The organism is Kaistia geumhonensis, assembly GCF_030815145.1.
Taxonomy (GTDB): Bacteria; Pseudomonadota; Alphaproteobacteria; order Rhizobiales; family Kaistiaceae; genus Kaistia; species Kaistia geumhonensis.
Genome location: NZ_JAUSWJ010000001.1, coordinates 445,410 through 466,847, shown reverse-complemented (window position 1 = coordinate 466,847; position 21,438 = coordinate 445,410). Strand labels below are relative to the sequence as shown.

Genomic DNA, 21,438 nt, shown 5'->3' with positions numbered 1-21,438 from the left:
TCAACCGGTGCGCCGCCGGCGTTCGGGCTGATGTGCGCTTTCCTGAATGACGGGCGGCAGCGGATCCATGACGCGCGACCGGGGGAAGCAGCAGATCGCTTCGGTGCCCTCGCGAAGACGCGAGCGCAGCTCGAAGGTCCCGTCATGCATCTTCATCATCGCCTGCACGATCGGCAGGCCGAGGCCGGCACCCTGCTCCGCGCTCTTGATCGCGATCGCGCCCTGGCCGAAGGCCGACATGACGATGGGCAGTTCGTCCTCGGAGATACCGGGCCCATTGTCGCGCACCGAGACATACTGCCCGCCGCCGGCCGTCCATCCGGCACGGATCTCGATCTCGCCGCCGGGCGGCGTGAACTTGATCGCGTTCGAGAGCAGATTGAGCACCACCTGCCGCACGGCGCGTTCGTCGGCCCAGACCCGCGGCAGGTCGGGCTCGATGAGCTGGACCAGCTTCAGGTTCTTGTTGCGCGCCTTGAGGCGGACGAGGTTCTCGCAGTCCTCCACCACATGGGCGAGCGTCACCGGCTCCTCGTTCAGCTCGTAGCGGCCCGCCTCGATGCGCGAGAGATCGAGGATTTCGTTGATGAGCGCCAGAAGATGCTGCCCGCTGGTGTGGATGTCGCCCGCATATTCCTTGTAGGTCGGGTTCTGCATCGGTCCGAGCACCTCGTTCTTCATCACCTCGGAGAAGCCGAGAATGGCGTTGAGCGGGGTCCGCAGCTCGTGGCTCATGGTCGCGAGGAAGCGCGACTTGGCGAGATTGGCCTCCTCGGCGCGGCGGCGGGATTCGTCCGATACCGCCTTCGCGGTGCCGAGTTCGGCGATCAGGTGATCCTTCTCCGCCCGGTAGCGCATCATGCCCATCGTGGTGGACTGGAGGCGCTGCGACAGAGTGAGAAAGAAGATCTCGCTGCCGATCGAGAGAAAGGCGAGGGCGAGATAGAGCACGTCCTGCCGGATCGCGAACAGCGCGACCATGGTGAGCGCGATCGGTGCCGTCCCTGCTACCGCGCCGGCCGGCAGGCTGGACGCGAACATCGTGCCGACGGCGAGCATGGTCAGCATGGTGGCGAACTGGAAGGTCTCGATCCCCGGCGCCTGCACGGTCGCGGTTGCAAGCAGCAGACCGATCCATGTCAGCCCGTAGCAGAATTCGGAGACGACGAAGCGTCTTGTCCAGGCGCGGATCGACAGCCTGTCGGCAGGGGTCTTCACGAAGACATGGCAAAGCCAGGTGCCGGCGCAATGGACGAGGAGCGTCACGACGGCCCAGACGACGATCACCAGCTGCGGCAGCCAGACGGTCGCCACGAGGCCGACCAGCGCCACGAGCAGCGGCACCGCATAGGCTGCCGAGAGCCGCGTGCGCGCATAATGCACAAGCAGTTCGTGGTCGAAGCTCGGACTGGTGCCCGTCGTCGACGTCAGGCGCTCGCGGTGATCACGGACTGTCCGCGCGACCGCGCGCCGGCGTTCCGCGCGTTCGCGGTTGACGGCGATCTTGTCGCTCGCAGCGGATTCCGGTGCGACTTGCATGCCTGGACCCTGAGGGATTCGCTCACTATGTGGCGCAACGTCCGCGCCCTCCGAGTGTTCAGCCTATCCGCTGATGGTTTAAGTCCTCTTTCGAAGTGCTGGTTAATCGATGGTCGCTGTCGATCCTGAAATTGCCGGGCATCCCGTGGCGGGGTGCTTCGAGAGCCTCGCAGCGGCCGTCCGCCGTTGCCGCCTCTGCGTGGAAGCGCCGGCGGGCAAGCCGCTGCCGCATGAGCCGCGCCCGGTGATCCGGGGCTCTGCCACGGCCCGCCTGCTCATCGCCGGCCAGGCGCCCGGGACCCGCGTGCATGCGTCGGGAATTCCGTTCGACGACCGCTCGGGCGATCGCCTCCGGGCATGGATGGGCGTCGACAGCGCAACCTTCTACGACGAGAGCCGCATTGCGATCGTGCCAATGGGCTTCTGCTTCCCTGGACAGGACGCGAAGGGTGGCGACCTGCCGCCGCGGCGGGAATGTGCGCCGTTATGGCGGAGCCGGGTCGTGGGGGCCCTGCCGAACGTCGCGCTGGTGCTCGCCATCGGCGCGCCCGCCCAGCGTTGGCATCTCGGCGCGGCGGCGGGCGGCGTCGACGCGACCGTGCGGCGGTGGCGCGAAGTCGGGGATCGCCCGTATGGACCGGTCGTCTTTCCCCTGCCGCATCCGTCCTGGCGCAACACCGGCTGGCTCAAGCGCAATCCCTGGTTCGAGGCGGAGCTGTTGCCGGATCTGCGGTCCCGGGTCGCGGAAACCTTGGCTCTGCTTGACAGAACGGCCGAAAAGTCGGAATAAATTTCTCCAGTGAAGCACGATACTGCGGCGATTGAGAATAAATTTGCGCCCGCAGGCATCCCTCGGTGGAGATGTTCCGCGATGATCGACCGCCTCGACAGGAAAATCCTCCAGATTCTACAGGAGGACGCGACCGTGCCGGTCGCGGAGATCGGACGCCGAGTCGGTCTTTCGACCACGCCGTGCTGGCGCCGCATCCAGAAACTTGAGGAAGACGGCGTCATCCTGCGCCGCGTCGCGGTGCTCGATCCGCGCAAGGTGAACGCCAAGGTCACCGTCTTCGTCTCGATCACCACCAGCCAGCACAACGAGGAATGGCTGAAGCGCTTCGCCGAGGTGATCCGCGACGTTCCGGAAGTGGTGGAGTTCTACCGCATGAGCGGACAGGTCGATTATCTGCTGCGCGTCGTCGTGCCGGACATCGAGGCCTATGACGCCTTCTACAAGCGCCTCATCTCGAAGATCGACATCGCCGATGTCTCCTCGGCCTTTGCGATGGAGCAGATCAAATATGCGACGGCGCTGCCGCTCAACTATGTGCCGCTCGAGAAGGACAAGGGCGTCGCCTGACCTTGATGCGCGTCAAGGCGGCGCCGTGTGTCTCGCGCAATGAAGGCGCCGCAATGAGGATCGTTCGATGACCGCCAGACCCGACCCGCGCGGGCGCGTCCCGCTCACGCTGGGCGTTCCCGATGGCGTGGACGAGGAGGGCATCCAACGCCTGGTACACGGCTTCTACGACGCGGTGCGGCAGGACGATGTCATCGGCCCCGTCTTCGGCCGCGCTATTGCCGACGAGGCCTGGCCCGTTCATCTCGCCAAGATGTGCGATTTCTGGTCGTCGGTACTGCTGAAGACGCGCCGCTACGAGGGCCGGCCGCTCGCGCCGCATCTCCGCCTGCCCGACCTTTCCGACGCCCATTTCGCCCGATGGCTCGGGCTCTTCGCCGAGACGGCCCGCCGCACGTTCGATGCGGAGGCGGCGGAAATCGTCATCGCCTATGCCGAGCGGATCGCCAACAGCTTCCGCCTCTCGCGCGCCATGCATGCCGGCGAGGACACGATGCATCTGCGGCCGATCGCCGCCCCGCCCGCCTCACGCTGACGGCGGCCGCCAGCGCAGCACCAGCGCCGTCACATCGTCGAACTGGTCGACGCCGTCGGCATGGCCCAACACCCGCTCCACGAGGGCGCTGCTGAACGGTTCCGCCGCAAGTCCCGCCAGCGCCAGGCAGTCGGCCATCAGCCGCGCGGACGAGTACATTTCGCGGGCGCCGTTCTCCATTTCCGGCAGGCCGTCCGTCACCAGCACGAGCGTCTCGCCTTCGGAAAGCTGCAGGCTGCGGTCGGAGAAGGCGAGATGGTCCATGACGCCGATCGGCGGATCGGCCGGTGATCGATCGGTTGAAACGCCGTCGCCGCCGGCGCGCAGCGGCGGAAGATGGCCGGCGTTCACATAGTCGAGCCGGCCGGTGGCGATATCGAGAAACCCGACCAGCAGCGTGATGAAGACGCAGTCCTCGTTGTTCTTGCACAGCTCGTCGTTGAGCAGCGCCGCGACCTCGGAGGGGCGCGGCAGCCTACCCGTCAGCGCGTGGAATTGCAGTGTTCCCGCCCGGAGCAGGCTGCGGGTGCGCGCCATGAACAACGCCGCGGGCATGCCCTTGCCGGAAACGTCCCCGATGGCGATGCAGAGCGTCTCCGGCGTCACCTGGAAGAAGTCGTAGAGGTCGCCGCCCACTTCCTGGGCGGGCATCATGACGGCATGGACCTCCACCGGCCCGCCGGGCGGCGGGAAATGCGTGTTGACCATTGCGAGCTGCTGGGCCCGCGCGCCGGCCATTTCCTGTTCGAGCCGCGTGAGTTGCCGCCGCACCTCGGCCCGCAACATCTTCTTTTCCAACACCGAGCCGATCCGCGCCCGGAGGATCGACGGGTTGAACGGCTTCGGCAGATAGTCCTCGGCGCCGAGATCGATGCATTTCACGACCGTCTCGATCTCGGTCGCGGCCGAGATCATGATCACGGCGGTCTGCTCGAGCCGGTTCTCCAGCCGCATCGCCTCCAGCACCTCGACGCCGTTCATGCGCGGCATCATCACGTCGAGCAGGACGAGGTCGACCGGATGGCTGCGGATATGCTCCAGCGCCGCTACGCCGTCCTCCGCCTCGGCGAGATGGCGGAAGCCGAGGCGCTGCAGGCGCCGCATCAGAATGGCGCGATTGTCCTCGACATCGTCGACGACGAGGATGTGGCTCTCGGCGATCGTCATGTCGGGTCGTCCAGCACGAGGCCGAGCCGGATGTGGTTTCGGTCGCGCTCGACGGTGTAGCGCGATTCGCTCATCAGCTTGCGGATGAGATGGACGCCGAGCCCGCCCGGCTTGCGCTCGTCGATCCCGAGCGTGATGTCGGGCTCCGGGAGGCCGAGCGGATCGAACAGCCGAGCATCGTCGGCGTAGTCGATGGTGACGCGGCCGGGCAGCCGCTCGATGGCGACCTGGATTTCACCTTCGCCACCATCGGGATAGCCGTAGTCTATCGTGTTGTTCATGAGTTCGTCGAGCGCCAGCTCGATCTTGAAGATCGCGTCCGCGGGCAGGGCGGCGGCTTCGGCGAATGTGCCGAAGTCGGCCATGAGCGTCGCGATCTCGCCGTGCTGCGCCTTGAGGACCCTGTCGAACCGCGTCGCCATCATACTCATGGTCCGCCACCAAACCATCAGCCGCCGAGCGCCGCGTCGACGGTCTCGTGCACGTCGAAGACCCGGTCGAAGCCGCTGACGACGATGACCTGATGCACGGCCCCGCGCGCGGCCGCGAGAACCATGCGGCCCTCGGCGCGCTTCATGCGCTTGCCCGCCGCCAGCAATGCGGAGAGGCCCTTGCTGCTCAGATAGTCGACACGTGAAAGGTCGACCACGAGCTCGCGCGCGCCCGCGTCGATGGCTTCGACCAGCCGTGCTTCGAAAGCCGGGGCGCTCATGCCGTCGAGCCGGCCGATCGGCGCGACCACGAGGCAGGTGCCGCGCCAGGCTTGTTCGATCTGCATGGCCACCTCCCAGGCAGGCGTCAGGCCCGGGGCGCCTCGGCGACGAAGGAATCGACGAAGGCAAAGCCGGGATTCGTGAGATCGAGGGAGTGTAGCCCCATTTCGGCGGAAAGCAGCCGGAACGCTTCGACGCCGCGAACGGAATAGCCCTCGCCGAGGTCGAACGCCCGGTTGTCCGACTGGTCGGACAGACCGCAGGTGCACATTGCGCCCACGCCGTGAGACACCCGGCTTCCGTTGGGTTGTGGGTCGTCGGCGCGCCGTTGCCGCGCCTCAGCCCTTGACGGCGCCGGCCGTCATCGACCGCCCGATCTGGCGGTACATGAGCAGGCCGAGCAGCAGTGGCGGAAGCGTCGCCAGGATCATCACCGCCGCCGCCACGCCCCAGCGCACGCCGCCGCCCGACGCGGCGAAGAAGAAGGAGGCGCCGACCGAGATCGGCGTCGCGCGGCTCGTCGTCAGCATCAGGCCGAACAGGAACTCGTTCCACGAATAGATGAAGGCCAGCACCGAGGAGGCCGCGACGACGTTCAGCGACATCGGCAGCACGACATGCCAGATGAGCCGCAGCGTGCTTGCGCCGTCCACCCGCGCCGCTTCCTCGATTTCGAAGGGCAGCTCGGCGATGGCCGAGGTGAAGAGCACCAGGACGAGCGGGATATTGACCAGCGCGAAGATGAAGGCGAGGCCGAGCCGCGTGTCCAGAAGCCCGACCTGCTGGTACATCAGATAGATCGGGATCGCGAAGATGATGAGCGGCACCGCCCTGAGATTGACCGCGAGCGGCAGCAGCCAGCTCCGCCCGGTCTTGAACCGCGCCATCGCATAGGCAGCCGGGAAGGCGAGGCCGATCGCCAGCGCCGAGCCGATCAGCGAGGCGACGAGGCTGTTCATCAGGTAGTGCAGGATGTCGAACCGGTCGGCCATCGCGAAGATGGCGGCGTAGTTGTCGAGCGTCGGATCCTCGATGATCAGCGACGCGTTGGACGAGATCTCCGCGTCGCTTTTTAGCGAGGTGACGAGGGTCGCGATCACCGGAAAGTTCAGCACGACGACGGCGATGGCGAAGACGAGCCAGCGCAGCGCGCTCATGAAAGGCCGGCTGGAGAGCGTCGGGTTCATGCCGGGTCCCTCCGCGCGGTGAGGCGGTTGATGGTCCACAGCACCACGAAGGAGGCGGCGAGCAGCAGCATCGACGCCGCCACCGCCAGCCCGATGTCGCCGACCTTGAAGAACGCCTGGTAGATATAGATGCTCATCGATGTCGTGGAGCCGCCGGCGCCCGAACCGACCAGCGTGTAGATGTTGTCGAACACGCGAAACGAGTCGATGAAGCGGATGAAGGCCGTGACCCCGATCGCCGGCAGCATCAGCGGCAGATCGATGCTGACGAGCTGCCGGAAGCCGGTGGCTCCGTCGAGCGCTGCCGCCTCGCGTACATCAGGCGAGATGGCCGCATAGGCCGAGTGCAGGATCAGCAGCGCGAACGGCGTCCACTGCAGCGTCTCGATGACGACGAGCGTCGTGAACACCCATTGCCGGCCGAGAAAGGCCGGGAAGTCGCCATACCATTCGAGCAGATAGTAGGGCACCGCGCCGACGAACTCGTGCAGGATCAGCCGGTACATGAGGCCGACCAGCGCCGGCGCCACCATCATCGGCAGCATCAGGAAGGCGATGAGCCAGGGGCGGGCGGCGAAGAGCGGCGCGAGGAAGATCGCGAGCATGAGCCCGGCGACGACCTGGATCGACGCCACAATGACGCCGAAGCGGAGCGAGAACCACGCGGCCGCCCAGAACTCCGGGTCGGCCAGCGCCTTGGCGTAGTTGCCGAGCCCCGAAAGCTCCGGCGCGCGGATATTCTCGAACCCGACCCGCGACACCGAATAGACGAGATCGAGGAGGAGCGGAAAGCCGAGCAGGGCGATCAGGAACGCCGTGAGCGGCGTGATCAGGACCCGGCCCTGCAGGATGGTCTGGCGCTCCATGCGCGCGCGTCCTCGATTGACATGGGCCATTGCGTGGAGCCCACGCAGTCCGGGGGCTCGAAGGGGGCCGGCGGCCGTGCAATCGCAGGGCCGCCGGAAATTGATCGAAGCCGGCCGCTTACTGCTTCAGCAGCTCAGCCATGCCGCTCTTGGTCGCAGCCAGCGCCTCGTCGAGCGTCTTCTCGCCCGACCAGTAGGCGGTGAACTCCTTGGCCTGCAGTTCGTAGACCTGCAGCGCCTTGGCCGCCGTGCCACCATTCATGACGAAGCCGTAGGAGCCGGCGAACTCGCCGAGCTTCTTGAGATCCGGGCGCTCGGCGACGATGTTCGCGACGACCGCGTCGGTCAGGGCCGGCGAGCCGCCCGCCTTGGCATAGATCGTCATCGCCTCGGGAGTCGCCAGCCAGTCGAGGAACTTCACCGCGCCTTCCTTGTGGGTCGAGGCCTTGTTGATGCCGAGACCGAGGCCGTGGATATGCGTGAAGCGGCCGGCCGGGCCGGTCGGCGGAGCGACGGTACCGATCTTGCCCGCGACGGCCGGCGTCTTCTCCTTGCTGTCGAGGTCGGCAAACGCGGCATTCCACTGCAGCATGGTCGCGGCCTGGCCCGAACCGAAGGCGGCATTGGCCTCGGCATACTCGTAGCTGGTCGAGTCCTTCGGCGTGGCGCCGTCGTCATAGAGTGTCTTGTACATCTCGAGCGCGGTGCGGAAGGCCGGGCTGTCGACCGTCACGGCGCCGGAGGCGTCCATCCAGTCGCCACCCTGTGCCCGCGCCGCCGAATGCCAGACCATCATGTTGAAGAGGAGGTTCTTCATCTGCAGCACCGAGCCGTAGCGGGTCGGGCTGTCCTTGTTGATGGACTTGGTGAAGAAGAGGGCGGTCGCCATCCAGTCCTCCCAGGTCCACTGGTCGGGATCCTTCGGCTCGAGCTTCTTGCCGAGATGCTTCTCGGAAATCTCGCCATAGGTCTTCTTCCAGTCGGCATCCGACAGGAGCTTCTCGATCAGGTCGCTGCGATAATACATGAAGTGCAGCGAGAGGTCGGTCGGGATGCCGTACTGCTTGCCGTCATACTGCATGGTCGCGAGCACCTTCTCGGGGAAGGTCTCCTTCGCGGCGGCCGGCAGCGTGATCGGCTCCATGAACGGAGCGTAGCGGCCGAGCGCATAGGTCGCGAGCAGGTTGACGTCGAATTCGGTGGTGCCGGCGGCGAGGTCGGCGGCGAGCTTGTCGAAGAAGCCGTCGCGGTTGAAGAAGATCAGCTTGACCTTGTCGGCGTCGGACGCCTTGGCGTTGTAGGCTTCGGCCACCTTGCGGAGGCCCGCTTCCTCCGGGCCGCCCGGCCAGCCGAGAACGGTCACTTCCGCCTTGGCGGCGGAAAGGCCCATGGCGGCGAGCATCGCCGCCCCTGCGAGAAGTACCTTCAGTCGCGTCATCACATGCTTCCCCTGGATTATGATTTGTGACGGGCGAGATCGGCCGCGCCGATCACGCCAGCGTGTTTCCCGAGCGCCGCGGCGCGGAGCACGGGTCTCGCCAACGGCGGAAGCTCCGCCAGCCGGTGTTCGATGCGCTCGCGATAGCCCTTCGCGAGGCCGATGCCGCCGCCGAGGACGAAGACGTCCGGGTCGAACAGCCAGTTCATGTTCTCGATCGCCGCCGCGACGAGCGCCGCCGAACGGTCGATGATCTCGTCAGCGCGCGGATCGCCGGCCTCCGCGGCGGCAAAGACGGCGATGGCGTCGCCGCCGATCCCCGCTTCCGTTGCTCCGGCGGCGAAGGCCGGGCCGCTGGCCGCGCTTTCGAGGAGGGCGCCGCGGCCTGTCGGGCCGATGAGCCGCGTCAGCCCCGCGCTTCCCGCGATGCCGGATTTTCCGGTCCGCAGCCTTCCATCCAGCACGACGCCGCCGCCGATGCCGGTGGAGACCGTGAGAAAGACGAGATCGGCCCCGGCGCCGGCTCCGAACCGGTATTCGCCCCAGGCCGCGGCCTGCGCGTCGTTATAGAGCGTGACCTCGACGCCGAGCCGGCGCGCCAGACCCTCGCCGAGCGCAAAGCCCGGCGGGATGGGCAAGGTCTCGGGGTTGAGCGCGGTCCAGAGGCCGTTCTGCACGACGCCGGTAACGCAGCCGCCGGCGGCGTCGAAATCGCCCTTGAACGCCTCGGCCAGCGCCGCCACGCGGTCGCACCAAGCCTCGGCATCGGCGGCGCGCGGCGTCGGCTCCTCGCGCGTTGCCAGCACGCGGTCGCCCTCGACGAGCGCGACCAGCATCTTGGTCCCACCGATATCGAAGGCGAGCGTGGGCCTGCCGCCGCGCGCCGAGCGCACGGTCTCGATCGCCTCGGCGAACCAGCTCGTGATGTGCTCCGGCCGCGTGATCGCCGATCCGACGACGACGCCGTGCGCGCCGAGCCGGATCGCCTCGGCCGCCTGGTCCGGGATGCGGATGCGGCCCTCTGCGATGACGGGATGGCCGAGCCGAACGCAGGCGGCGAGCAACGCGAAATCGGGCTCGGTCGGCTCCGGTCCGCCGGTATAGCCCGACATCGTGGTGCCGACGATGTCGGCGCCATAGGCGATGGCGGCCTCGGCCTCGGCGAGGGTCGAGATGTCGGCCATCGCCAGGCGACCACGGGCATGCACCCGTGCGCAGAGCGTTGCCGCGTCGACCGGACGGACCCGGTCTGTGCCGTCGAAGGCGATGATGTCGGCGCCGGCGTCCGCAAGCGCGTCGATATCCTCGATCAGCGGCGTGATGCGGACCGGCGAGGTGTCCATGTCGCGCTTGATGAGGCCGATGATCGGCGCATCGGTCGCGGCGCGCACGGCCGTGAGATTGGCGACGCCCTCGATGCGCAGGCCCCTCGCGCCGCTCGCCAGCGCCGCGAGCGCGAAGCCGACCACGCTTTCGGGGTGATCGAGCGGCCCGCCGGGGACCGGCTGGCAGGAGACGACGAGCGAGGAGGCGAAGCGCCGGAGAAGAGCGTGCACGAAGGGGCTCTCAGCATGAACAATCTGCCGAGCAGCCTAGCGAGGAAAGAACCAGTCAGCAACCAGTGTCTTCAAAAATCGCTAGAACGGTCCATCTGGTATTCCACAGGTATCATTCGCTGTCCTGCGCGCGCAGCTCGACGAGGAAGTCGTAGCGTGTGCCGCAATAGAGGGTGCGCGTGAACTCGATGGGGGCGCCGTCGCGCGTGAAGCAGCGCCGCTCGGCGACGAGGAGCGGAGCGCCGGGATCGAGATGGAGGAGGGTGCTGTCCTCGGGACTGGCGATGGCGGCCCGCAGGCGCTGGAGCGCGCGGACGGGCCGGCGGTCGAGCTTGGTCAGCACCTCGTAGAGCGAGCCCTGCACCGCCTCGGGATCGGGGAGGATATCGGCGGGAACGACTGCATGTTCGATCGCCATCGGCTTGCCGTCGCCTGTGCGCAGCCGCTTCAAGCGGCAGACCCGCGCGCCGACCGAGAGGTCGAGCGCCATGATCTCGGCCGGCGAGGCGGTCGCCACTTCCTTGGAAATCCAGATCATGCCCGGCTCGATGCCGCGCGAGCGCATGTCCTCGGAAAAGGAGGTGAGGGCGGAGAGCGGCTTCTCGACCCGGTCGGCGACGGCGGTTCGGGCGCCGTGGCGGCGGATGAGTACGCCGTCATTGACCAGGCTCTCGATCGCGTTGCGCACCGAGGTACGAGAGATGTCGATCGCCTCGGCGAGATCGCGCTCGCCTGGAAGGACGTCGCCGGCCGAGAGGATGTCCTCGGTCACCGCCTGCCGCAGCGCATGGGCCAGTTCGCGGTAGAGGACGCCGCCGGCGCGCCGCGCGAGCTGCTGGCGGAGAAAGACGATGAGCGGCGCGCCCAACGGAGCGGCCGCGGCCCGCGCTTCGATCTCGGCTTCGGCCTTGGGGAGAACCTCGGACATGCGGGACGACTCCTGTCGCGGTCGTACCCGTTGCGCTTTACCAGCTTGTCGGAGCCGACGGAACCAGCAGGCTCAGTTGACCGGGACGCTGTAGAAGCGGGCGGCGTTGTGCTCGAAGATCTTGGCGGCGCCGTCGCGGCCGACATAGGGGCCGACCAGCGTGCGCGAGAGGTTCAGCACCTGCTCGTAGCTGCCGGCGAGCGTCGCGACCGGCCAGTTGCTGCCGAACATCAGCCGGTCCTCGCCGAAGCACGCGAAGACATGGTCGACATAGGGCCGGAAGTCGTCGACCGACCAGTTGGCCGAGGCTTCGGTGACCATGCCCGAGATCTTGCAATGGACATTGGGGAAGCCGGCGACTTCCTCGATCAGGTCACGCCAGGGGTCGAGCGTCCCCGCGGCGATCTCCGGTTTCGAGAGATGGTCGACCACGGCCTTCAGCGACGGCACACGGTCGAGCGCCCTGAGCACATGCGGCAGGTGTCGCGTGAAGGAGAGGATGTCGAAGGCGACGCCCTCGTCGGCGACGAGCTGGAGATGCTCCAGCACGCGCGGACGCAGGATGAACGCGTCGTCCTCCTGGCATTGCAGCATCGGCCGCAGGCCGACAAAGGCCGGATTGGCCCGGTAGCGCGCGAGCTTCTCCGGGAAGTCGGCGGCATCGAGGTCGAGCCAGCCCACGACGCCCGCGACATAGTCCGTCGTCGCGGCGAGCTCGAGCAGGAAATCCGTTTCCGCCTCGGTCTCGGCCGCCTGGACGAGGATCGTCCGGTAGACGCCGTTGCGGGAGAGGATCGGCGCCAGGTCGCCCGGCCCGAAATCGCGCAGGAGGGGCGCGACATGCGCGCCCATCCACCGATAGTCGCCGCGAGAGACTTTCCAGAAGTGCTGGTGACTGTCGAGCATGGTGCCTCTGTGCTGGCGACGTGAGCGAGCCGCCGGATCAGGCAAATCGCGGGATCAGGCCCTCGGCTTCGAGCGCGGCCCAGAGCTCGTCCGGGATCGGCGTCTCGAACCAGTCGACTGTCGTGTTGATCTGCGCCGCCGTCTTGGCGCCGACCGCCACCACCGTCGCCGCCGGATGGCGCAGCGGATACTGCACGGCAGCGGCCGGCAGCGGCACGCCGAAGCGGGCGCAGACCTCGCCGAGCTTCTCCGCCTTGGCGATCACCTCGGCCGGGGCATCGACATAGTTGAACTTCTTGCGGCCGGACGTGGAGGCGAGGATGCCCGAGTTGAACACGCCGGCGATCACGAGATCCATCTCGCGCTCGCGGGCGAGCGGCAGGAAGGTCTCGACCGAGGAATCGTCGAGCAGCGAGAAGCGGCCGGCGAGCATCGAGACGTCGAGATCGGCCTCCTGCATCGCGTCGCGGATGACTTCCCATTCGTTCACGCCGAGGCCGAAGCCGGCGATGAGCCCCGCCGCCTTCAGCTCCGTGAGTGCGCGGAAGCCGCCGCCGGTCGTGAGCTGGCCCCAGTGGTGATCGTGCCGCTCGCCATGGGTGACCCGGCCGATATCGTGCACGAAGAGGATGTCGAGCCGGCCGAGGCCGGTCCGCTGGCGGCTGTCGTCATAGGACCGCAGGATCGCGTCATAGGTGTAGTCGAACACCTCGCGGAAGGGCAGGCCGTTGTGCCAGCCGGAATCGAACTCGTTCTTCGGCGGCTCCGGTGGCAGCGTGCGACCGGGCCGATCGAAGCTCATCAGCCTCCCGACCTTGGTGCTGATGCGGAAGCTGTCCGCATCCTGGTCGCGCAGGAATTCGCCGGCGAGGTGTTCGCAGCGGCCGAGGCCGTACATCGGCGCGGTGTCGAAATAGCGGATGCCGCGGTCCCAGGCGGCGGCGATCGCGCCGCGCGCATCGGCCGTGGGAACCGGGGCGTAGAGGCCGCCGAGCGGCGCGGTGCCGAGGCCGAGCACCGTCAGATCGATGCCGGACCTCTTCAGTCGCCTCTTATCGGAAGCGCGCATGTTCATCCTCCCAAAGTCATTGGTCCGCGTCGCCGCGCGCCGGCCGGGCCGTGCGTCAGCGGGAGCGGTGCAGCAGGTCGAGATAGTCCTCGCGGGTCGCGAGGCGTGGATTGGTGGCGTGGCAATGGTCCTTGAGGGCCTCGCCCGACACCTGCTCCATCATAGCCTCGGTCACCCCCATTGCCGAAAGCCCCGACGGAAGACCGATTGCCGCCGACAGTTCCTTGATCACCGTATCGGGCTCGCCGCCGAGGATCTCGCTGAGCCCGTCCCACTTCTCGCCGATCACCGGGCGATTGAACGCGAGCACGGCCGGCATCAGCACGGCGTTGAGCGTGCCGTGATGCAGGTTGAGCTCGCGGATGGCGCCGAGCGGGTGGGTGAGGGCATGCACCGCGCCGAGACCCTTCTGGAAGGCCATGGCGCCTTCGAGGGCGCACATCATCATCTCCCAGCGCGCCTTGCGGTCGCTGCCGTTCGCCACCGCCGTGCGGATGGCGCCGAAGCCGCGCTTCAGCCCGTCGATCGCGATGGCGTCGGCCGGCGGATTCACGGCCGGAGCCATATAGGTCTCGAGACAGTGCGAAATCGCGTCCATGCCGGTCGCGGCGGTGAGGCCGGGCGGCAGGCCATGCGTGAGCTCCGGATCGCAGAGCGCCACCGAGGGCAGCATATGGGGGCTGATGATGCCCAGCTTGCGGCCTTCCTTGGTGATGATCACCGCCGCCCGGCCGACTTCCGAGCCGGTGCCCGAGGTGGTCGGCACGGCGACGAGCGGGCAGATATTGCCATGGATGCGCGCTGCGCCGCCCTCGACGGCCGTGTATTGCGCGAGTGGCCCTTGATGGCCGGTCAGGAGGCGCACCGCCTTGGCGAGGTCGATGGAGGAGCCGCCGCCGACCGCGACGATGCCGTCGCAATTCCCCGCGCGATAGGCGGCGAGCGCAGCGATCACCGCCTCCTCGGTCGGGTTGGCCGGCGTTTCCGAGAAGATGGCCGGACGGTTGGCGAAGAGGCCGACCACCCTGTCCACCAGACCCGTCGCCACGAGGCCGCGATCGGTGACGATCAGCGGCCGCGAGACCTTGAGGCCGTCGAGGATCGCAGGCAGCCGGGCGACCGCGCCCTCGTCGAACTCGATGCGCGTCAGATAGGTGATGAGGGCCATCCTCGAACCGCTTTCTTCCCATTGCGCCGGGCGTGAACCGCCCGATCCAGCCAGTGACGACACACCCTAGGCATTGCCGCTTGCGCCGCCAACCGATATATGAGTTAGTGAAGCCAGACCAAACAAGCGATGTCAATGCCCGTTTCCGCTTGAGAAAAAAAGTAATGAAAGCAGAAGCTTCGGTGCGATCCTTGGCCATGCCCCAGCAAGAGCGTCCAGCGCAGAAAGCCGAGCAGATATATGGCATTCTGCGTCATGCCATCGTCCGCTTGGCGATGGAGCCCGGCGCCGCCATCTCCGAAAAAGAGCTTTGCCTGGAGCACGGCGTCTCGCGCACGCCCGTCCGGGAAGCGCTGAAGCGCCTTTCCGACGAGGATCTGGTCGAGGTGTTCCCGCATTCGGGAACCTATGTCAGCAAGATCTCCTACGAAGTCGCGGAGGAGGGCTTCGTCATCCGCCGCGCGCTCGAGATCGAATCGGTCCGCCGCGCCGCGCAGCACGCGACCCCGGCCGACATCGCCCGGCTCGACGGCCTCATCGCCGAGATGCGCGACATCCTCAGCCGTGGCGCCCTGCAGGACTACATCGAGGTCGACGACGCCTTCCACGCCGCCATCGCCGAGATCAGCCGCTTCCCGCGCATGTGGAAGTTCATCACGCTCGTGAAGGCCCATCTCGACCGCATGCGGCAGCTGAGCGCGCCGGTGCCGGGCCATCTCGCCGAGGTGACGGAGCAGCACGACGCGGTCGTGCGCGCGCTCGAGCGGCAGAGCGCCGACCAGGCGGAGCTCGCGATGCGGATTCACCTCGAGGGGTCGTTCGCCGTCATGAGCAGCCTCTATCGCGAGGGTGTTTATTTCAGGCCGCGCAATCCGCGGTTCGAACGCTGACCGCAAGGCCGGCCATCAAGCAGTCAGGGCGGCGCCTTCGCCACGAGGGTCGGTCGCGAGGGAGGAGACGAGGATGAGCGAGCTGAAAGACAGCTACGACATCGTGATCATCGGGGCCGGTGTCGGCGGCGGCGCGCTTGCCAACAGCCTCGCGGCGCCTGGACGCGACATTCTGATGCTGGAACGCGGGCCGCGCCTTCGCCGCGAGCCGGAACTGTGGAGCGTCGACGCCGTGTTTCACCGCCGCAAGTTCGCGGCGAAGGAGCAGTGGCGCGACCGTGACGGCAACCTGTTCGCGCCGAGCACCTATTACTATGTCGGCGGCAACTCGAAATTCTTCGGCGCCGCGACGGTCCGCTTCCGCAAGGAGGATTTCGGCGCGCTCCAGCACGAGGCCGGCGTCGCACCGGCCTGGCCCGTGAGCTACGAGACGTTCGAGCCTTATTACGCCCGCGCCGAGAGGCTGATGGGGACGCATGGCGAGGCCGGCCTCGACCCGGTCGAGCCGCCGCGCTCCGGACCGATGCCGCATCCCCCGATCGGCCACGAGCCGGAGATCGCAGCCATCGCGGCAAAGCTCAAATCGCGCGGCCTCCGGCCATTTCCGCTGCCGATCGCAGTCGACTATCACGATGGCGGCGCCTGCGCGCGCTGCGCCACCTGCGACGGCTTCGCGTGCAAGATCGGCGCGAAGGGCGACGCCGAGGTGCGCCTCGTCGATCCCGCACTCGCCAAGGGCGGCGTCACGCTGGCGACCGAAGCCTTCGTCCGCCGCATCCTGACCGATCCGAGCGGCCGCCGCGTCACTGGCGTCGAGGTCGAGCATGGCGGCACGGTGCGGACCATCGCCGCGCGCATCGTCGTCTCGGCGGCGGGCGCGGTCAATTCGTCGGCGCTGCTCCTGCGCTCGGCCAATGACAAGCATCCGCGCGGGCTCGGCAACAACGAGTCGGACCAGCTCGGCCGCAACTACATGGCCCACAACAACACGGCGATGATGGCGATCTCGCCCTTCCGCAAGAACCGCGTCGTCTTCCAGAAGACGCTGGCCGTCAACGACTACTACCTCGCCAACGACTACCGGCCCTATCCGCTCGGCAATGTGCAGGGCCTCGGCAAGCTGCAGTCCGGCATGCTCACGGCCAATGCGCCCTGGGCGCCGGACTGGGCGATGGGCCTCTTCGCCGAGCGCTCGGTCGACTGGTGGCTGATGTCCGAGGATCTCCCCGATCCGAACAACCGCGTCAGCGTCGAGAAGGACGGCACGATCCGCGTCGCCTACACCGCCAACAATCTGAAATCGCATGGCGAGCTGGTGAAGGTCTGGTCGCAGCACATGCGTGCGCTCGGCTATCCGCTCATCATCACGCAGAAGATGGATATCAAGGTCGCGATGCATCAGTGCGGAACGGCGCGCTTCGGCACCGACCCGGCGAGCTCGGTGCTCGATCCCGACTGCCGGGTCTGGGACATCGACAACCTCTATGTCGTCGATGCCTCGTTCCTGCCGTCGTCGACCGCCTTCAACCCGTCGCTGACCATCGTGGCTCAAGCGCTGCGCTCAGCCGAGGCTATCCTGAAGCAGCTCGGCGAGACAAGTGCGCCCGTGACATCGGCGGCAGCCTGATCACACGCTATTTCAATATCTTTCGGGAGGAACTTCATGACGCTTGAGAAGCGCGATTATGCGCGCATGTTCGATCTGACGGGCCGCAAGGCCGTGGTGACCGGCGGCTCGCGCGGCATCGGGCGCGCGCTTGCCGAGGCGCTCGCCGCCCATGGCGCCGATGTCGCCATCGTGGTGCGCTCGACGGTCGACCGCGCCGAGGCGTTGGCCGACGAATTCCGCGCCGCCGGCCGCGACAGCTTCGTCATCAAGGCCGACGTCGCCGATCCGGCCGACGTGACCCGCATGGCAGAAGAAGTCGACGCGCGCTGGGGCCTCTGCGACATCCTCATCAACAATGCCGGCATCGTGCTGCCCGGCAATGCCGAGGACTATCCGTTCCAGTCCTGGCGCGAGACCATGAGCGTCAATCTCGACGGCGTCTTCCTGGTCAGCCAGGCGATCGGACGGATGATGATCCGCCAGAAGAGCGGCTCGATCATCAATATCGGCTCGATGTCCGGCCGCATCGTCAACTGGCCGTTCCGCCACGCCGCATACAACGTCTCGAAGGCCGGCCTGCACATGCTGACCAAGTGCCTCGCCACCGAATGGGCCGAGCACGGCATCCGCGTCAACGCGCTGGCACCCGGCTATATCCGCACGGAGCTGACCGACGAGGTTCTTCGCGAGCATCCCGACGTCGTCGCCAATCACTGGGCGAAGGGCGCGGTCATGGACCGGATCGGCTCGGTGGACGAACTGGCCGGTTCGGTCGTCTATCTCGCAAGCGACGCCGCCTCCTTCACGACCGGCGAAATCCACACCGTGGATGGCGGCCTGACGCTGCGCTGAGCCGGCCGCTGCCTCGGCTCCGATGAAATGCTACTCTCGCCCGGTTCATCTCGGGCGAGGGGCGGCGTGGCAAAAACGAAGGCGGGCGGGACAACGGTCGGCAGTCCCGATGTGGGCGCGCAGCGCGCTGTCGAGGTCAATCTCATCGCCGTCCTCGTGGCGGTGACGGGCGGCGAGCCGCGCCTGATGACGCTCGACGGCGGCCGTGCGCTGCCGTCTGGCCCCTTCGAACTGGAGCACCGTTCGCTCCAGTCCGGCCTCCGCGACTGGGTCGAGCAGCAGACGCATCACCCGCTCGGCTATGTCGAGCAGCTCTACACCTTCGCCGATCGCGACCGCGCGGAAGGCGTCGCGCTGGGCCGCGTCATCTCGATCAGCTATCTCGGGCTGACGCGCGAGGACGCGTCGCGCCCCGCGGGCGACAGCTGGCGGAGCTGGTATGACTATTTCCCGTGGGAGGACTGGCGCGCCGGCCGCCCGCCCAACCTCGATTCGGTCATCCTCCCGGCGCTCAACGCCTTCGCCAATCTCGGCGCGACGGAAGCGCAGGCGGCCGAGCGCCGGCAGCGCATCGCGCTCGCCTTCGGTCTCGCCGGCAATGCCTGGAACGAGGAACTGACCCTTCAGCGCTACGAGCTTCTGTTCGAAGCCGGGCTGGTCGCCGAGGCGGTTCGCGGAGGCGGGAAGGGCGGAGCCGTGCTGCCCGGCCGGGAGATGATCGCCGACCATCGCCGCATCCTCGCGACGGGAATCGCGCGCCTCCGGGCCAAGATCAAGTACCGTCCCGTGGTCTTCGAACTGATGCCGCCGTCCTTCACGCTGCTGCAACTGCAGCGCTGCGTCGAGGCGCTGGGCGGCCGGCTCGTTCACAAGCAGAATTTCCGCCGCCTCGTCGAACAGCAGGAACTGGTCGAGGAAACGGGCGAAACGGCCGCGGAACTGCCCGGCCGGCCCGCCAAGCTCTTCCGCTTCCGCCCCGCCGTCGAGCTCGAACGCTCCATCGCCGGAACCAAGCTGCCGCTCGTTCGCACTTGACAGGGTTTATGCTCAGGATAAGCATATAGTCGTCTTATGCTCAGAATGAGTATTGCCCATGCCTCCCGCCGCTTCCGCTCTCGCCACGCTTCCGGGCGATCGCAACGCACGGCTCGCCGCGCTTTACGAGCCCATCCGCTCGGTCGTCCCGCCGGCGGACTGGGCGCTCTTCGCCGATGATGTCGAGGCGATCCTCGCGCTGAAGCGCGAGCGCAACGCCGTCGTGCTGGCGCACAACTACCAGACGCCCGAGATCTTCCACGGCGTCGCCGACATCGTCGGCGACAGCCTTGCGCTGGCCCGCGAGGCGATGACCGTCGAGGCGGATGTCATCGTGCTGGCCGGGGTCTCGTTCATGGCCGAGACCGCCAAGCTGATGAACCCCTCGAAGACTGTCCTGATGCCGGACATGGAGGCGGGCTGCTCGCTGGCGGAGTCGATCACGCCCGAGGATGTTCGCCTGCTGCGCGCCGCTCATCCGGGCGTGCCGATCGTCGCCTATGTCAACACGACGGCGGCGGTGAAGGCCGAGGTCGACATCTGCTGCACCTCCGGCAATGCGAAGCGCATCGTCGAGTCGCTCGGCGTGCCGCGCGTCATCATGCTTCCCGACCAGTACCTCGCCCGCAATGTCGCCGCCGAAACCGGCGTCGAGATCATCAGCTGGGCCGGCCGCTGCGAGGTGCACGAATTGTTCACGGCGGCGGATGTGCGGGAGCTGCGCGACGCCTATCCGGGCGTCACCGTGCTCGCCCATCCCGAATGCCCGCCCGAAGTGGTCGCCGAAGCGGACTTCTCCGGCTCGACCGCTGCCATGACCGACTATGTCGAGACGCGCCGTCCGCCGCGGCTCGTCCTCCTCACCGAGTGCTCGATGAGCGACAATGTCGCCGTCCGTTATCCGGATCTCGACTTCGTGCGCCCGTGTAATCTCTGCCCGCACATGAAGCGGATCACGCTCGCCAATATCCGCCGCGCCCTCGAGGAAAACCGTCACGTCGTAACCATCGACCCGGCGGTTGCCGACCGTGCGCGGCTCTCTGTCGAGAGGATGCTGGCGCTGTGACCCCGGATCTCCGCGACCTTGCCGGCCGACCGGTCATCGTCGGAGCCGGCCTCGCCGGCCTCGCCACGGCGCTGTTTCTGGCGCCGCGGCCGGTGGTCCTCGTTACCAAGGCGCCGCTCGGCGCCGAGGCGTCCAGTCCCTGGGCGCAGGGTGGCATGGCGGCCGCGATGGGCGGGGACGATCATCCCACCCTCCATGCCGAGGACACGATCGCGGCCGGCGACGGCCTCTGCGACGAAGCGACCGTCCGGCGCATCGTCGACGCGGCGCCGGCGGCCATCGCCGCGCTCGCCCGCTTCGGTGTCGGCTTCGACCGGCATACCGATGGAGGATTTCGCCTGGGCCTCGAGGCCGCTCATGGCCGCAACCGGATCGTCCATGCCGAGGGCGACGGTACGGGCCGCGAGATCGTCCGCGCGCTCGTCGCGGCGGTGCGCGCGACACCCTCCATCGCCTGCCTCGAACAGGCCGAGATTCGCCGCCTGCTGACCGACGCCCATGGATCGGTGGCCGGTGTCCTCATCGCTAGGTCCGAAGGCGTCGCCGTCCTTCCGACCCGCCGGGTGGTCCTCGCGACAGGCGGCATCGGCGGCCTCTATGAGGAGAGCACCAATCCCCGCGGCTGCTTCGGACAGGGGCTCGTCCTCGCGGCCCGCGCCGGCGCGGTGATCGCCGATCCGGAATTCGTCCAGTTCCATCCGACGGCCTTCGCCTCGGCGGCGCGGCCGATGCGCCTCGTGAGCGAAGCCGTGCGCGGCGAGGGCGCCGCTCTTGTCGACGAGGCGGGACACCGCTTTCTCGCCGCCGAGCCTGGCGCCGAACTCGCCCCCCGCGATATCGTCGCCCGCGCCATCTGGCGCCAGATCGAAGCCGGTCACCGCGTCTTCCTCGACGCGCGCGAAAGACCGGGCAACGGCTTCGCGAGACGGTTCCCATCGATCGCCGCGATCTGCCGCGCCGAAGGGGTCGATCCCGAACGCGACCCGATCCCTGTGCGGCCGGCGGCCCACTACCATATGGGCGGCGTCGCTGTGGATGCCGACGGACAAAGCACGGTCGAAGGACTGTGGGCCGCCGGCGAGGTCGCGAGCACCGGGCTGCACGGCGCCAACCGCCTGGCGAGCAATTCCCTGACGGAGGCGGTGGTGCTGGCCGCGGCCGTCGCCGCGAGCATCGAGGCGCGTCCGGCTCCGGCCGAAGGGCGGTTCATGCCGGCCGCCGCGGCACCGCTGCCTCCGGACAACCCCGGACCGATCCGGCCGATCCTGGCGCGCCATGCCGGCGTCCTTCGCGATGCCGACGGGTTCCGCCAGGCGGTGAGGGACCTGCTGCCGCTGGCTTCCGGCCGGACTGCCACCGCCGATCCGGCGCTGGCGGCGCTCTTGGTGGCCGTCGGGGCCTATCGGCGCCGCGAGAGCCGGGGCGCCCATTTCCGAAGCGACCATCCGGCGCGGGAGACCTTCCCCCGCCGCACCTTTCTCACCCTCGACACGGTCATGAGCGCCGCGTCCGAGATCGTCGAATCCAATCTTCCGGCCGCGAGGATCGCGTGAC

At 67.8% G+C, this 21,438-nt stretch carries 22 protein-coding genes; 9 read left to right on the top strand and 13 right to left on the bottom strand.

Annotation, left to right across the window (positions count from 1 at the left end):
- Window positions 1-1,539 (bottom strand): sensor histidine kinase, encoded by a 1,539-nt coding sequence (locus QO015_RS02215; protein ID WP_266281743.1) that lies wholly within the window; start codon window positions 1,537-1,539, stop codon window positions 1-3.
- 109 nt (window positions 1,540-1,648) lie between these two features.
- On the opposite strand from QO015_RS02215, the gene QO015_RS02210 reads away from it, so the two are divergent.
- The 3 genes from QO015_RS02210 (at window position 1,649) to QO015_RS02200 (ending at window position 3,434) form a co-directional block, all read left to right on the top strand.
- The gene (locus QO015_RS02210) at window positions 1,649-2,329 is read left to right on the top strand and encodes a uracil-DNA glycosylase family protein (protein ID WP_266281744.1); all 681 of its coding nucleotides are present in this window, start codon (window positions 1,649-1,651) and stop codon (window positions 2,327-2,329) included.
- Between the two features lie 84 nt (window positions 2,330-2,413).
- On the top strand, window positions 2,414-2,899 hold the full coding sequence (locus tag QO015_RS02205) for an Lrp/AsnC family transcriptional regulator (protein ID WP_456152156.1): 486 nt from the start codon (window positions 2,414-2,416) through the stop codon (window positions 2,897-2,899).
- Window positions 2,900-2,966: 67 nt separating this feature from the next.
- Window positions 2,967-3,434, top strand: coding sequence for a group III truncated hemoglobin (locus tag QO015_RS02200; protein WP_266281747.1), 468 nt, complete (start codon window positions 2,967-2,969; stop codon window positions 3,432-3,434).
- Here the strand turns inward: QO015_RS02200 and QO015_RS02195 are convergent.
- From QO015_RS02195 to gbd, 12 genes are all read right to left on the bottom strand, one after another.
- Window positions 3,426-4,601 carry a PP2C family protein-serine/threonine phosphatase gene (locus tag QO015_RS02195; protein WP_266281749.1) on the bottom strand — a complete coding sequence of 392 codons (1,176 nt, stop codon included), beginning with the start codon at window positions 4,599-4,601 and terminating at the stop codon, window positions 3,426-3,428. The two genes, QO015_RS02200 and QO015_RS02195, sit on opposite strands and share 9 nt — an antisense overlap.
- Window positions 4,598-5,032, bottom strand: a complete 435-nt coding sequence (locus tag QO015_RS02190) for an ATP-binding protein (protein WP_266281750.1) — start codon at window positions 5,030-5,032, stop codon at window positions 4,598-4,600. Before QO015_RS02190 ends, QO015_RS02195 begins: the two co-directional genes overlap by 4 nt.
- A gap of 17 nt (window positions 5,033-5,049) precedes the next feature.
- On the bottom strand, window positions 5,050-5,379 hold the full coding sequence (locus QO015_RS02185; protein ID WP_266281751.1) for an STAS domain-containing protein: 330 nt from the start codon (window positions 5,377-5,379) through the stop codon (window positions 5,050-5,052).
- A gap of 20 nt (window positions 5,380-5,399) precedes the next feature.
- Window positions 5,400-5,585, bottom strand: coding sequence for a hypothetical protein (locus QO015_RS02180; protein ID WP_266281752.1), 186 nt, complete (start codon window positions 5,583-5,585; stop codon window positions 5,400-5,402).
- 67 nt (window positions 5,586-5,652) lie between these two features.
- Window positions 5,653-6,501, bottom strand: coding sequence for a carbohydrate ABC transporter permease (locus QO015_RS02175; protein ID WP_266281753.1), 849 nt, complete (start codon window positions 6,499-6,501; stop codon window positions 5,653-5,655).
- On the bottom strand, window positions 6,498-7,367 hold the full coding sequence (locus tag QO015_RS02170; RefSeq protein ID WP_266281754.1) for a carbohydrate ABC transporter permease: 870 nt from the start codon (window positions 7,365-7,367) through the stop codon (window positions 6,498-6,500). Before QO015_RS02170 ends, QO015_RS02175 begins: the two co-directional genes overlap by 4 nt.
- A gap of 118 nt (window positions 7,368-7,485) precedes the next feature.
- Window positions 7,486-8,805, bottom strand: coding sequence for an ABC transporter substrate-binding protein (locus tag QO015_RS02165; RefSeq protein WP_266281756.1), 1,320 nt, complete (start codon window positions 8,803-8,805; stop codon window positions 7,486-7,488).
- A 17-nt stretch (window positions 8,806-8,822) separates the two neighbouring features.
- Window positions 8,823-10,361, bottom strand: a complete 1,539-nt coding sequence (locus QO015_RS02160; protein ID WP_266281757.1) for a putative N-acetylmannosamine-6-phosphate 2-epimerase — start codon at window positions 10,359-10,361, stop codon at window positions 8,823-8,825.
- 112 nt (window positions 10,362-10,473) lie between these two features.
- On the bottom strand, window positions 10,474-11,289 hold the full coding sequence (locus QO015_RS02155; RefSeq protein WP_266281759.1) for a GntR family transcriptional regulator: 816 nt from the start codon (window positions 11,287-11,289) through the stop codon (window positions 10,474-10,476).
- A gap of 72 nt (window positions 11,290-11,361) precedes the next feature.
- Entirely contained in the window at window positions 11,362-12,195 is an 834-nt protein-coding gene (locus tag QO015_RS02150) for an amidohydrolase family protein (protein ID WP_266281761.1), read from the bottom strand.
- Between the two features lie 37 nt (window positions 12,196-12,232).
- Window positions 12,233-13,270 carry an aldo/keto reductase gene (locus QO015_RS02145; RefSeq protein ID WP_266281763.1) on the bottom strand — a complete coding sequence of 346 codons (1,038 nt, stop codon included), beginning with the start codon at window positions 13,268-13,270 and terminating at the stop codon, window positions 12,233-12,235.
- Window positions 13,271-13,319: 49 nt separating this feature from the next.
- The gene (gene gbd, locus QO015_RS02140) at window positions 13,320-14,432 is read right to left on the bottom strand and encodes a 4-hydroxybutyrate dehydrogenase (protein WP_266281765.1); all 1,113 of its coding nucleotides are present in this window, start codon (window positions 14,430-14,432) and stop codon (window positions 13,320-13,322) included.
- Window positions 14,433-14,512: 80 nt separating this feature from the next.
- Here gbd and QO015_RS02135 point away from each other — a divergent pair, with 80 nt between their 5' ends.
- The 6 genes from QO015_RS02135 (at window position 14,513) to QO015_RS02110 (ending at window position 21,437) form a co-directional block, all read left to right on the top strand.
- Window positions 14,513-15,322, top strand: coding sequence for a GntR family transcriptional regulator (locus QO015_RS02135; protein WP_266281766.1), 810 nt, complete (start codon window positions 14,513-14,515; stop codon window positions 15,320-15,322).
- Between the two features lie 73 nt (window positions 15,323-15,395).
- A complete protein-coding gene (locus QO015_RS02130; protein ID WP_266281767.1) occupies window positions 15,396-16,949 on the top strand; it encodes a GMC family oxidoreductase in 1,554 nt (517 codons plus the stop codon).
- Between the two features lie 36 nt (window positions 16,950-16,985).
- Window positions 16,986-17,783 carry an SDR family NAD(P)-dependent oxidoreductase gene (locus QO015_RS02125; RefSeq protein WP_266281768.1) on the top strand — a complete coding sequence of 266 codons (798 nt, stop codon included), beginning with the start codon at window positions 16,986-16,988 and terminating at the stop codon, window positions 17,781-17,783.
- Between the two features lie 66 nt (window positions 17,784-17,849).
- Window positions 17,850-18,818: an NUDIX hydrolase gene (locus QO015_RS02120; RefSeq protein ID WP_266281769.1), complete on the top strand. Its 969-nt coding sequence runs from the start codon at window positions 17,850-17,852 to the stop codon at window positions 18,816-18,818.
- A gap of 58 nt (window positions 18,819-18,876) precedes the next feature.
- Entirely contained in the window at window positions 18,877-19,884 is a 1,008-nt protein-coding gene (nadA, locus tag QO015_RS02115) for a quinolinate synthase NadA (protein ID WP_266281770.1), read from the top strand.
- Window positions 19,881-21,437, top strand: a complete 1,557-nt coding sequence (locus tag QO015_RS02110) for an L-aspartate oxidase (protein WP_266281771.1) — start codon at window positions 19,881-19,883, stop codon at window positions 21,435-21,437. Before nadA ends, QO015_RS02110 begins: the two co-directional genes overlap by 4 nt.
- Window position 21,438: the final 1 nt, after the last annotated feature.